At 60.4% G+C, this 13,106-nt stretch carries 9 protein-coding genes; 3 read left to right on the top strand and 6 right to left on the bottom strand.

The annotated features are described in order from the left end of the window. The first annotated feature begins 57 nt into the window (after nucleotides 1-57). A complete protein-coding gene (locus ACTD9P_RS12980; protein ID WP_438867997.1) occupies nucleotides 58-1,671 on the top strand; it encodes an NAD(P)/FAD-dependent oxidoreductase in 1,614 nt (537 codons plus the stop codon). Nucleotides 1,672-1,844: 173 nt separating this feature from the next. On the opposite strand, the gene ACTD9P_RS12975 is transcribed toward ACTD9P_RS12980, so the two are convergent. After that, on the bottom strand, nucleotides 1,845-2,939 hold the full coding sequence (locus tag ACTD9P_RS12975) for a PLP-dependent cysteine synthase family protein (protein ID WP_438867996.1): 1,095 nt from the start codon (nucleotides 2,937-2,939) through the stop codon (nucleotides 1,845-1,847). Between the two features lie 216 nt (nucleotides 2,940-3,155). Between ACTD9P_RS12975 and nhaA the strand changes: the two genes are divergently transcribed. Together nhaA and ACTD9P_RS12965 are read left to right on the top strand one after the other, a co-directional pair. Then, nucleotides 3,156-4,331, top strand: a complete 1,176-nt coding sequence (gene nhaA, locus ACTD9P_RS12970) for a Na+/H+ antiporter NhaA (RefSeq protein WP_438867995.1) — start codon at nucleotides 3,156-3,158, stop codon at nucleotides 4,329-4,331. A gap of 195 nt (nucleotides 4,332-4,526) precedes the next feature. Then, the gene (locus tag ACTD9P_RS12965) at nucleotides 4,527-6,149 is read left to right on the top strand and encodes a methyl-accepting chemotaxis protein (RefSeq protein ID WP_438867994.1); all 1,623 of its coding nucleotides are present in this window, start codon (nucleotides 4,527-4,529) and stop codon (nucleotides 6,147-6,149) included. A 715-nt stretch (nucleotides 6,150-6,864) separates the two neighbouring features. Here the strand turns inward: ACTD9P_RS12965 and ACTD9P_RS12960 are convergent. The 5 genes from ACTD9P_RS12960 to ACTD9P_RS12940 all read right to left on the bottom strand — a co-directional run bounded on the left by ACTD9P_RS12960 (nucleotide 6,865) and on the right by ACTD9P_RS12940 (nucleotide 13,096). Then, nucleotides 6,865-7,329 (bottom strand): outer membrane lipoprotein, encoded by a 465-nt coding sequence (locus tag ACTD9P_RS12960; protein WP_010176704.1) that lies wholly within the window; start codon nucleotides 7,327-7,329, stop codon nucleotides 6,865-6,867. A 262-nt stretch (nucleotides 7,330-7,591) separates the two neighbouring features. Further along, nucleotides 7,592-8,239 carry a pyridoxamine 5'-phosphate oxidase gene (pdxH, locus tag ACTD9P_RS12955; protein WP_094950011.1) on the bottom strand — a complete coding sequence of 216 codons (648 nt, stop codon included), beginning with the start codon at nucleotides 8,237-8,239 and terminating at the stop codon, nucleotides 7,592-7,594. Nucleotides 8,240-8,266: 27 nt separating this feature from the next. Beyond that, entirely contained in the window at nucleotides 8,267-9,427 is a 1,161-nt protein-coding gene (locus ACTD9P_RS12950; RefSeq protein ID WP_438867993.1) for an OmpA family protein, read from the bottom strand. A gap of 143 nt (nucleotides 9,428-9,570) precedes the next feature. Continuing rightward, nucleotides 9,571-10,716, bottom strand: coding sequence for a serine hydrolase domain-containing protein (locus tag ACTD9P_RS12945; RefSeq protein WP_438867992.1), 1,146 nt, complete (start codon nucleotides 10,714-10,716; stop codon nucleotides 9,571-9,573). An 82-nt stretch (nucleotides 10,717-10,798) separates the two neighbouring features. Continuing rightward, nucleotides 10,799-13,096: a beta-galactosidase gene (locus ACTD9P_RS12940; protein WP_438867991.1), complete on the bottom strand. Its 2,298-nt coding sequence runs from the start codon at nucleotides 13,094-13,096 to the stop codon at nucleotides 10,799-10,801. Nucleotides 13,097-13,106: the final 10 nt, after the last annotated feature.

The following is a 13,106-nucleotide window of genomic DNA, read 5'->3' as shown; positions in this document are numbered from 1 at the left end:
TAATCGCCGGTTTGCAAAACAGCCGGCATCGAAGCCCGCCGCCTACCGGATACCGTCATGTTACGAATCACCGAACTCAAGCTGCCCATCGACCATCCCGAAGAAGACCTGCGGCCTGCCATCGTGCAGCGCCTGGGCATCGCCAGTGATGACCTGCTCGATTTCACCCTGTTCAAACGCAGCTACGACGCGCGCAAGAAATCGTCGGAGCTGTGCTTCATCTACACCATCGATCTGAACGTAAAGGGTGAAGCCGCCCTGCTGCTCAAGTTCGCCGATGACCGCAACATCAACCCGGCACCGGACGTCAGCTACAAAGTGGTAGGCCAGGCGCCGCAGGGCCTGGTTGAACGGCCGATCGTGGTGGGTTTTGGCCCCTGCGGCATTTTCGCCGGGCTGCTGCTTGCGCAGATGGGCTTCAAGCCGATCATCCTCGAACGCGGCAAGGAAGTGCGCCAGCGCACCAAAGACACCTGGGGCCTGTGGCGCAAAAACGTGCTCAACCCCGAGTCCAACGTGCAGTTTGGTGAAGGCGGTGCCGGGACCTTTTCCGACGGCAAACTCTACAGCCAGATCAAGGACCCGAAGTTCCACGGCCGCAAAGTGCTGCACGAGTTCGTCAAGGCCGGCGCGCCGGAAGAAATCCTCTACGTCAGCAAACCGCACATCGGCACCTTCCGCCTCACCGGTGTGGTGGAAAACATGCGCGAGCAGATCATCGCCCTCGGCGGTGAGGTACGTTTTGAACAGCGCGTCACGGATGTGCTGATCGAAGATGGCCAGTTGCACGGCGTAGTCGTCGACGGCGGCGAGCAGATCCTCTCCAGGCACGTGATCCTGGCCCTGGGCCACAGTGCCCGCGATACCTTCCGCATGCTGCACGGCCGCGGCGTGTACATGGAGGCCAAGCCGTTCTCGGTGGGTTTCCGTATCGAACACCCGCAGTCACTGATCGACGCAGCGCGCCTGGGCAAATACGCCGGGCACCCGAAACTGGGCGCCGCCGACTACAAACTGGTGCACCACGCCAAGAACGGCCGTTCGGTCTACAGCTTCTGCATGTGCCCGGGCGGCACCGTGGTGGCGGCGACTTCCGAGCCAAACCGCGTGGTCACCAATGGCATGAGCCAATATTCGCGGAACGAGCGCAACGCCAACTCCGGCATCGTGGTCGGCATCACGCCTGAGGTGGATTACCCGGGTGGCCCGCTGGCCGGTATCGAACTGCAGGAGCGCCTCGAGTCCCACGCCTACATCCTCGGCGGCAGCAACTATGAGGCGCCGGCGCAACTGGTCGGCGACTTCATCGCCGGCAAGCCATCCACGGCCATTGGCAGCGTGGAACCGTCGTACAAACCGGGGGTGGCCCTGGGCGATTTGGCACTGGCCTTGCCGGACTTCGCCATCGAGGCGATTCGTGAAGCGCTGCCGGCGTTCGAGAAGCAGATCAAAGGTTACTCACTGCACGATGCGGTACTGACCGGTATCGAGACACGTACTTCGTCGCCGCTGCGCATCACCCGTAACGAATCGATGCAAAGCCTGAACGTAAAAGGCCTGTTCCCGGCCGGTGAAGGCGCCGGTTACGCCGGTGGCATCCTGTCGGCGGGCGTTGACGGGATTCGGATTGCCGAGGCGCTGGCGCGAGATATGCTGGGTATTGAGGCTTAAGCACTTCTTACAGCCAACCCGGATCAAATGTAAGAGCTGGCTTGTTGTGGCGAGCAAGCTTGCTTGCGCTGGGGTGCGAAGCGCCCCTCAAAAGCCGGAGACCGCTGCGCAGTCAACGGGAACAAGCTCCCTCACCACAACAAGCCAGCTCCCACATGGGTTTATTGGGTGTGTCAGATATTGGCGCGCTGGACGCTGGCAGGCAACGGCTCACCCTTCTCTACACTGGCCGCAACCGCTGCAATCAAGCCACTAAGCTCATACCCCTGCTGCGCCAACCACGCCTGATCGTAGTATGTGTTCGCATACCGCTCGCCCCCATCACACAAGATCGCCACGATCGACCCCGACTCCCCCGCCGCTTTCATCTGCAGCGCCGCGACCAAAGCACCGATCAGGTTAGTCCCGCTGGAACCACCCACCCGCCGCCCCAACCGCTCGGCCAGGTAGTGCATGGCCGCCAATGACAGCGCATCCGGCACCTTGACCATCGCATCAATCACTTTGGGCAAAAACGACGCCTCGACCCGTGGCCGGCCGATTCCTTCGATGCGTGAACCGCACTCCAGACGCAAACTGGCATCGCCCGTCTGATAGTAGTCAAAAAACACCGAACGCTCGGCATCGGCACACAGCACGCGGGTGCAATGCTGGCGATAACGCACATAGCGGCCCAGGGTCGCCGTGGTACCACCGGTGCCGGGGCTGGAAATCAACCAGCTCGGCTCCGGGTAGTGCTCAAAACGCATCTGCTGGAAAATCGACTCAGCGATGTTGTTGTTTGCCCGCCAGTCCGTCGCACGTTCGGCGTAGGTGAACTGGTCCATGAAATGACCGCCACTTTCCTTCGCCAAGCGTTCGGACTCGGCGTAGATCTGCGTCGGATCCTTTACCAGATGGCTCTTGCCACCATAGAAGGCAATCTGGTCGATCTTCGCCTGGGACGTGGTGGCCGGCATCACCGCGATAAACGGCACGCCGAGCAAGCGCGCAAAATACGCCTCCGACACTGCAGTAGAGCCACTGGACGCTTCGATCACCGGCGCACCCGGCTTGAGCCAGCCATTACACAGTGCATACAAAAACAGCGAACGCGCCAGCCGATGTTTGAGGCTGCCGGTGGGGTGGCTGGACTCATCCTTGAAGTACAACTCGATACCCGGCAGCCCCGGCAATGGCAGAGGGATGAGGTGCGTGTCGGCGCTGCGCTGGAAGTCCGCTTCGATGATGCGGACGGCTTCGCGAGCCCAGGTACGGTGGTCGTTCATGAGGTGAGTCTCTGAAGGTTTCAGCCCCGATTTTAGGGGGTTTCCTACACTGCACACAGATACAGTGACGACTCAATTAGACACACAATTGCTAGGCTTTGGCGCAACGCCGATCTCGCCCGTTGCTTATAACAAATAAGAATATAACTTTTGTTTTAACAACTAACGGTACGGGTTAGGGTACCCACCTATTGAACCTGGATTGGAGAGCATCCCTTGCCTCTGCGTAGCACTTTCACCCGTTTCTTCCAGCTGGAAGCCGCCAGCGGTCTGTTATTGATCGCCGCTGCCGCCTTGGCGCTGATCATCAATAACTCACCGTTGGCGCACCTCTATGGCGCCTTCCTCGATACGCCGGTAGTGGCGCAGGTTGGCGCGCTGCAAATCGCCAAGCCAGCGCTGCTGTGGATCAATGATGGCCTGATGGCGCTGTTCTTTCTGTTGATCGGCCTTGAGGTCAAACGCGAGTTGCTCGACGGTCACCTGTCCAAGCCATCGCAAGTAGTACTGCCGGGCGCGGCCGCGATTGGCGGCATGGTAGTGCCGGCCCTGATCTACTGGGCACTTAACAAGGACAACCCGGCCGCACTCGCGGGCTGGGCAATCCCGATGGCCACCGACATCGCCTTCGCACTCGGCGTTCTGGCCCTGCTCGGCAAACGTGTGCCGGTGTCACTCAAGCTGTTCCTGATGACCCTGGCCATCATTGATGACCTGGGCGCTATCATCGTCATTGCGGTGTTCTACTCCGCCGAATTATCGAATGCAGCATTGGCGGGCGCGGGCGCGTGCCTGGTTGCCTTGATCGCGATGAACCGCCTGGGCGTGGTCAAACTCGGCCCGTATATGATCATCGGCTTGATCCTGTGGGTCTGCGTGCTCAAGAGTGGCGTGCACGCCACCCTGGCCGGGGTAACCCTGGCGTTCTGCATTCCGCTGCGCACCAAAAATGCCGAACCCTCGCCGCTGCTGACCCTGGAGCACGCCCTGCATCCATGGGTGGCCTACGCTATCCTGCCGTTGTTCGCCTTCGCCAACGCTGGCGTGTCGCTGACCGGGGTCACCCTGGACAGCTTCACCCACCACGTGCCCATGGGCATCGCCGCCGGCCTGCTGATCGGCAAGACCATCGGCGTGTTCGGCCTTACCTGGCTGGCCATCAAGACCGGTATCGCCACCCTGCCCAGCGGCGCCAATTGGGGCCAGGTGCTGGGTGTGGCGATCCTGTGCGGCATCGGCTTCACCATGAGCCTGTTTGTCGGCTCCCTGGCGTTTGTGCCCGGCGCCAGTGAATTCGCAGGTGAGGACCGGATGGGCATCCTGACCGGGTCGATCCTGGCAGCCTGTATTGGCTATGCGGTCACAGCGCTGGCGAGTCGAAAGAAAGCCTGAGCGCTCTGAAAGCCCCACAAAAAACCCCAACCGGTTACCCGGTTGGGGTTTTTCTTTGGGCGAAGATGACACTTTCGCGCAACGCCTAAAGACTTTGCCCAGGCCGCCGAATAAGGATTGTGGCGATCCGCCTGCCCCGCCAGGGGCATCCGCCCGACACAGCTCTTCAATGCGTCCCAGCCCGAGCGAAAACCCATGTTCCTGAGAAATATAAGAATTGCGGCCAGAGCCTTCATCGGCTTCGCTGCCATTGCGTCGCTGAGTGTGTTTCTCGGCCTGTTCGCGCTCAAGCAGATCGGCGAAGTGCAGTCCCAGGCTGCCGACATCCAAAACAACTGGATGCAGCGCGTGAGGATCCTGGCCCTGGCGAATGCTTCGCTGGATCGTTTTCGCTTGGGGGAAATGGCGCACATCCTGTCGGCAAGCGACGTCGACATGCAGACCTACGAAGACAAATCCGCCGGTCGCCTGAACAACGTCAAGGAGCAACTGGCTCAATATGCAGCGCTGCTGCGCACGCCGGAGGAAAAATCGCGTCTGGACGTGTTCAACCAAAGCCTGGAAGGGTACGCCAAGAACCACACCGAGATGCTCAAACGCTCGCGTTCAGGCGACAAGGCGGGCGCCCGTGACTTTCTCAACAGCATTCGAGAAAGCTATGAGCAGATGACCAAGAACTTCGATCAGTTGATCGATCTCGCCAACAAAGGCGCCGAAAGTGCCGGCCAGACTTCCGTGGCCGCGTACCAGCATGCCGTGGGCGGTATCGCCATCGTCATCGTACTGGTGAGTGGCGGCACGGTGCTGGTGGCCTGGCTGCTGACCCGCAGCATTACCGGCCCCATCATTGAAGCGGTACGGGTGGCTGAAACCATCGCCAAGGGTGATCTCACCCAGCCCATCAAGCCGACCGGCAACGACGAAGCCACGCGCCTGTTGCGGGCACAAGAGACCATGCGCAACAACCTGGTGCAGACTCTGCGGCAAATAACCGGCTCGTCGAGCCAACTGGCAGCCGCGGCCGAGGAGCTGAACGCGGTCACCGCCGAAGGCAGCCGCGACCTGCAACAGCAACATGGCGAGATCGAGCAGGCCGCCACGGCCGTCACCGAGATGACCACTGCCATTGAAGAGGTCGCCCGCAATGCCGCCACCACCTCCGACCTGTCCCAGGAGTCGCGCAGCATCGCCTTGAAAGGCCAGCAACGCATGCTCGAGGCGCTCACCTCGATCCAGGCCCTGACCCGTGGCGTGCAAGTCAGCTCCGACCAGGTAGGCGGCTTGGCCGAGCAGGCCAAAGGCATCGGCAAGGTACTCGACGTTATCCGCACCATTGCCGAGCAGACCAATTTGCTGGCATTGAACGCAGCCATCGAAGCGGCTCGCGCCGGTGATGCCGGCCGTGGTTTTGCCGTGGTCGCCGACGAAGTACGCGCCCTCGCCCATCGCACCGCGCAATCGACCCAAGAAATCGAACAGATGATTGGCAGCATCCAGACCAACACCGCCAGCACCGTAAACACCATGCTCGACAGCAGCACCATGACCCGGCAAACCATAGGCATGGCCGAACTGGCGCAGCAAGCGCTGGCGGATATTCTTGCCGCCAATGACGAGATCAACAACCGCAACCTGGTGATTACCACGGCGGCGGCCGAGCAAGCTGACGTCGCCCGGGCGGTGGATCGCAACTTGCTGAACATTCAACAGCTGTCGATTCAATCCGCTGAGGGCTCGACTCAGACCACCGCCGCTTCGCAATCGCTTGCCAGCCTGGCGCATGAGTTGAACACGATGGTGAAGCACTTTCAGGTGTGAAGTGATTGCGTGAGAACCAAAAGGCCGCCTCGGTTTAAGCCGAGGCGGCCCCACTTCTCAGACCTTACAGGTCATCGAAGCTGTCCCGTAGAAATACCCATACGTGATAAACACGCACAGCATTCACTACGAGGTTCCACGTACGTCGTGCAAACTTAGACATACTCGGCCCTCCATTAAGTTGGGCCTTACCTCCAGCCCACTTACCGGAACACGTGGGCCTTTGGATACAGGTCATTGTTTCCTGTGAGGCGGCCGGGTTAATGGTCCAGCCGCGCTAATCCGGCACGGGTTGCAAGCCCGTGGCAGCCGGTCCAAATTCGCCCGCCTACCCAACCTGCTCACAACACAACGAACGCAGAACGAGGGCGATACTAACGCAGCGGTCGGGGCGAAGGTGTTTCCAGCGGAGCCTGAACGCTCGGCTAAATGACCTATATTCTGTTGCCACATTTTGCAAAATGAACGGTCACATAAATTCCAAAACTTTTGATCATCGTTTATCGCCTTGCCTTGATTCATCCTTGAAGCCACATTAGTATCTCGGTCAGGTCATTGTTTCCTGTGAGAATGCAATTCCGGCCGCAAACCGGGTTGCGCTAAAAAACCGCCCTGCAAAGGCGGTTTTTTATTGTCTGCGATTTTTCAGGTATCCGCAGACAAAAAAACCCCAACCAGTCACTCGGTTGGGGTTTTGCGTTTCTACAACCAGCGCTTAGCGCGTTACACGGCTGGTGCCGTTAACCGTCATGATGCGCACGCGGTCGCCGATGCGGAAGACTTCGTTAGGGTCAACGGCCTGCACGTAGGCGCGCATGCTGCCGTCGTCTTCGCGAACGGTAACTTCAACACCCTGGGTACGGGTCAAGCCTTCTTCTGCAGCGGAACCCAGCAGGCCACCCGCAACAGCGCCGATTACGCCAGTGACGATACTGCCACGGCCACCGCCGATCGCGCTGCCGCCAACGCCGCCGACCACTGCACCGGCAACACCGCCGATTGGGGTCTTTGTGCCTTCGATTTTTACCGGACGCAGGGATTCAATGGTGCCCATGCGCACGGTCTGTACGCGACGCGCCTCGTCACGGGAGTACGAGTCGCCGGTCAGACTCGAGGCGCAGCCACCCAGCAGCAACGACAGGGTGGTAAAGCAGGCAACTAGTAAAACGGACTTACGCATAGCATCAACTCCAAAGGACAGGTATTCATTAGACGCCGCTGCTTGGCGCCTGTCACGGCAAGCACGCCAGAAAATTGCTTTCATTCAGCCTTAGTACAGACTGCCAGCACCAGAAAACTCGACGAACGGTAGCTCTGACTCTGGTCCCAAAATCAACTGGAAGCGCTCTTCATTGTAGACACGCACGCAAAAACGCCGAAGCCTCTGTGTAGAGACTTCGGCGTGATGATCAACATTCAGCTGGAATGACGAAAGGTGAAGCTCAGGGCGCCAGGCGTTCGCGCGTCCACTCGCCTGCTTGCAGGCGATAGTTCAGGCGGTCATGCAGGCGACTGGCGCGGCCTTGCCAGAACTCGATGCGCTCGGGCAGCAAACGATAGCCACCCCAGTGCTCCGGGCAGTCGGGTTGGGTATCGCTGAAGCGCTGTTCGGTGGCCTTGAGCAAATCCTGCAACTCTTCACGGTCCCGGATAACCTGGCTTTGCGGCGAAGCCCAGGCCCCAAGCCGGCTACCCAGGGGCCGGACCTGATAATAGGCATCCGACTCTTCAGGCGTGACCTTGACCACCCGCCCTTCGATGCGCACCTGGCGCTCCAGGGTCGGCCAGAAAAAGGTCATGGCCGCGAAAGGCCGTGCCGCGAGTTGTTCACCCTTGGCACTCTGATAGTTGGTAAAAAAGGTAAAACCCTGTGCATCCAAGCCCTTGAGCAACAGGATGCGACAGTGCGGGCGACCGTCCTGGTCGACCGTGGCCAAGGTCATGGCATTGGCCTCCACCGGTGGCTGCTCGGTTTTCACCGCGTCGCCGAACCACTGGTGGAACAACGCAAACGGCTCGCCTGGGGCCTGGGCCTCACTCAAACCGTCCCGTGTGTAGTCACGGCGCATATCGGCCAGTGCCTGGGTCATGCGGTTTTATCCTTGTGTTTCAACGGATCAGTTTTTCGCCTGGTCGTTTGCCGCGGGCGCGTCGGCCTTCGGTGCAGCTTTCTTCGCGGCCGGCTTGGCAGCAGCTTTTTTCGCAGCGGGCTTGGCGGCGGCTTTCTTGGCCGGAGCCTTTTTCGCCGGGGTGGCTTTTTTCGCTGCCGGGGCCGGTACTGGGGCCGGCGCAGTTTGCACCGCGACCATGTCAGCGACCGGAGGTTTGCCCGAGTTGTACTTGCTCAGCAGCGCCAGCATAGTTGTACGCTGAGTGAACATGATTTCCATGCGACGGTTCAGCGCACGCCCCTGATTGCTGTCATTGGCGGCACGTGGCATAAGGTCGCCCATGCCACGCATCATCAGACGGTCCTGCTTCAAGCCGCTGAGGCTGAAAATCGAAGCGATGGACTGCGCACGCTCGCGGGTCAACGCCTGGCTCACCGGCTCGGCACCATTGGTGTCGACATGACCGAGTACCAGCACGGCAGTCTTCGGATCGCCTTCAACCGCCTTGGCAACACGTGTGAACGGGCCCAGGGTGACTGGCAGCAGCATCGACGGGCGTTTCGGGTTGTAGGAACCGTCTACAGGCGCGATAACCACCAGCACGTTCTCGCGACGTTCCAGTTGCAGGTTGCTGTCCTTGATGGCGGCGCGCAGACGCGGCTCATAGTCGTCCAGCCAGGCCTGGGTGATTTTCGGGTCAGGCATCTGCACGTTGGTCACATCGACCTTGGCCAGTGGTTTTGGCTTGCTTTCGAACGGCCACCACCATTTGGTTTCGGTGTCGGTCTTGGCTACGGCGGGCGCGGCGTCCGGGGTGGCAGCTGGAGTTGCGGCCTTGAGGTCGGCTTTCAGGTCGGCCTTGGCATCCGCCGCCTTTTCGTCGGCGCTCTTGGAGGAGAACGGCCACCAGCTGGAACCTGTGTCGGCCTTGGCTACCGGGGCAGGTGCTGGAGCAGCAGCTGCGGCCGCAACCGGTGCGGCAGGCTTGGCGCCAGCGGCAGGTGTGGCATCCGGCTTGGCGTCGGTTTGGGTCACTGCGTCCTTGGTAGCAGCCTTGTCAGCTCCAAATGACCACCAATGCCCACCTTCGGCATCATTTTGTGGAGTTTGTGCGCAACCAGTAATAGTGAGGCACAGCGCCAGTGCCAAGGACTTGTTCGATAACATGGGATATCCACAAAATGAGAAAAAACCGGAGGGTCTTGATGACCCGTTAAACAGACGCTTACAGAACATTGAAGTTACAAAATTTCGTTCAGCGCCTTCTTATAGTTGCCTTTGTAACAAAAAAATGTGAAACAGCAAGCTCTTTACAGACAGTCGGCCAATATTCCGACCAACTTCTGTGCACGCGGGTCCATAAGTACGTAAGGCCCCAGTGTATTAGTCACGAAACCAAATGCTACATCATGCTCCGGGTCGGCAAACCCCACCGAACCCCCGGCGCCAGGATGCCCAAACGCACGCGGGCCAAGGCCAAAGGTGGCGTTGGGCAGTTGCGGTTGATCCAGCATGCACCCCAAACCAAAACGGGTTTGGGTCAATAAGGTTTTGTCTGGCCCGATACTGTGTTCGCGGGTCAATTGTTCGAGCATGTCGCTCTCGAGCAAACTACCGTCCAACAAACCGCTATAAAAACCCGCCAGGCTGCGCGCATTACCGTGACCATTTGCCGCTGGCTGCTGCATCCGCCGCCATTCAGGCTTATTAGTGCTGGTCAGAATAGACGGTGGATTGGCAAATGCACGCGTGGTCATGGCATTAGGTTCGCGCATCATTACTTGAAGTAACCGTTGCGCGGCTTCATCGCCCATATTGCCTTTGCTGCGCGCTATATGCGCAACCCGATAAAACTCTTCGTCCGCCAAACCGACATGGAAGTCCAGGCCCAAGGGCCGCGCAACCCGCGCCACAATCGACTCACCCGGCTCACGCCCGTCGGCACGGCGCAGCAACTCGCCGACCAGCCAGCCGTAAGTGATGGCCTCATAGCCGTGCCCTTCGCCCGGCGTCCACCACGGGGCTTCGGCCGCCAGGGTGTCGACCATCAGTGGCCAGTCATACAGGGCTTCGGTCGGCAGCATCTGGCGAATCGCCGGCAGCCCGGCCTGGTGGCAGAGCAACTGACGCAGCGTGATGGTTTCTTTACCCGCCGCTGCAAACTCGGGCCAGTAGTCGGCAACCGGCGCATCCAGTTTCAGCTTGCCTTCGGCAACCAGCTGCAGGGCCGTGACGGCGGTGAAGGTCTTGGTGCAGGAGAACAGATTGACGATGGTGTCGCTGTGCCAGGCCTCGGCACCGTCCTTGTCGGCGGTACCGGCCCACAGGTCGACAACGGTTTCACCGCCGACTTGAATACACAGCCCGGCACCACGCTCCTGCGGGTCATCGAACAACGCGGCAAAGGCTTCACGTACCGCTTCGAACTGGAGCTCGTAATGACCCTGAATCTGCACCTAAGCCGCCTTGGAAAACACCGTAAGAAGTGGCCGACATTGTTCCAGTCATTGCAGGTTTTGTGAACCCGTCAATGATGAATCAATGGCCATTTCCAGCGTGTCCACCCGCATGCCCGGCGCCCTGCCCTGCGCCTTTGCCTTCTTGCCCGGACTTGCCGCCTTCGTTCTCGCGAACCTTGCTCGCCGCCTTGGCTTTTTCGGCCTCCTTGCCCAGTTGGTCGACCGCCGCCAAGTTGCTTTTACGCACGCTGTCGACAAAGCCCTGGAACGGCACGTCGGTGATACCCACCAGCCCGAAGTGGCCGTTCTCGCCATCCAACAGGCGCCCAGTGACCGGCTGGTCCACGTACTGAAACCAATGCACGCCGACAATCGATGGCTCAGCCATAGCCTGCTTGAGGAAGTTGCTGTACGCCGCGCCACGGTCTTCTTCACGGGCCAACTGCGTCACGCCGCCCCAGAACGGACCTCGGTCGGCCGAGCCGAAGTTGAATTCGGTGATCAGCACCGGCTTGTCCAACGCGCGCAAGGCAGCAAAGTCGTAACCATCCTGCGGCTTCAAGGTGTACATGTTGAAGCTAAGCACGTCGCAATACTGGGCGCAGGACGCCACGGCCTCCGGCGTGCTGACGGCGTACCGACCACCCAGCAGCAACTGGTTGGGCGCGTGCCATTTCAACGAATCGGAGAGGGTCTTGAAGTAGGCGTCAGCGAAGGTCTTCTGGAAATATTTGAAGTCGGCCTCGATTTCCGGGTGTTCAGGGCTCGGCATCGGTGGCTCAAAGCCTGGGTCTTCCATCAGCTCCCAACCCGCCAGGTGGATGCCCCAGGCTTTCGACAGGCCTTCTTCGTTACGGTACTTGTCGCGCAGTTGTTTGAGGAATGCGCGTTTGGCCGGTACGTCGGTGGTCATGCGCAGCGTGCCGTAGGCCAGGGCGTAACGGGATTTTGGATCATCGCCGGGGCCGGCCCAGGCCAATTCGTTGTCGGCAAAGTAGCCGATCAGCCACGGGTCATTGCGGTGATCGCGGGCGGCGATGGCCACGGCGCGTTCGGTGGCCATGGCAAAGCGCGGGTCGAACGGGTCGGGCATGCCGCCCCACCAGTCGGTGCCGGTGCTGATGCTGGCGTAGTCACCGACAATCGACAGCGGCAGGGTGTAGGGCACGCGGTCGGCGCGGCCCAGGTCCTCATCGCTCCAATTGCCGACGGTGTTGAAGCCCCAGGCTTGCAGGCGGTCGAGGGTGTGGCTGACCCAGCGCTTCTGGTCGAAACCTTCGCCGCCGTAGGTCCGCTGCAGGTTGGCACCGTAGAAATCGTACCAACGCCCTACATTAAAACCTCGGCCCTGATCGGCACCGTTGCCGCCACGGTTATCGCCACTGCCGTAATACTTATCGAACGGTTCACCGGCCTTGGGCAACGCGGAGAACATCCACTCACGGCCGGCCACGTAGGTCTGGTTGTTGTCCGGCGCCACCGTGTTAACGCCCAGCGAATAAAACGGATGGCCTTGCGGCGTCACCAGGTACCAGCGGCCATCGCGCTTCTCTGTGCGGAAAAAGCCACTGGCGTCGAACGCCGGGCCTTTGTTCCAGCCACCGTATGGGTCCAGGGCGGATTTGTCGCGCTCGGCCAGCCAGCCCTTGAGCTGTTGCTGTTCCTTGGTTGCTGCGGCTTTGAGTTGTTCGTCCGTACTGACCTTTTCCGGCCAGCGCGCACGGGTGGACTGGCCATAGGCGTCCACCAGTTCGCTATAGGCTGCCTTCAGTACCGGCTCGCTGTCCTGCACGCCGAAACGCTCAAGCAGAATGCTTTGGGCGGCGTTGGGCTTGAGCATCGACAGCGTCACCGACGTGACCTGGCTGCGGTCGATCTCGCCAGCACTGGCGGCCAGCAATACACGTTGGCCGTCAACGGTGATCGGCATGGGTGGGCCGGCCTTCATGCCCTGGCTCAGCGGCGAGTTGGCTTGCAGCGGAATCAGCAGGGTCTGGGCCGGGCCGGCCGGCAGGTCGATGCGGCTGACCAGGGTCTTGCCGTCGCTGCTCTGTACTTTGACATACAAGGTCAACGCCCAATCCATGGCGCTCTGGATACGCAGGCTCATGGCACCGGATTGCGACCAATCCCACACGCCGGTTTGCGGGCTGAGTACCAGGCTCGGCTCGGCCGCCGGGTTGAAGGTGATACGGCGCAATACCTCGCCTTCGGGGGTTTGTTCGGCGTTGTATTGCGGCAGGCTGGCGTCCTGGGTCGCCACCTTGACCACATCGGCAGGCCGGACGAAGTTGAACAGCGTTTGTTGCCCGGCAGGCGCGGCCATCAAGGGCGCAGCGAACAACAAGGCAAAAAGAGCGGGCAGCGTGCGAATCATACGAACAAGG

Origin of the sequence: Pseudomonas onubensis, assembly GCF_965653655.1 — a bacterium.
Classification (GTDB): Bacteria; Pseudomonadota; Gammaproteobacteria; order Pseudomonadales; family Pseudomonadaceae; genus Aquipseudomonas.
Note: the sequence above shows the minus strand (reverse complement) of the source record. Positions and strands in the feature narration are given on the sequence as shown.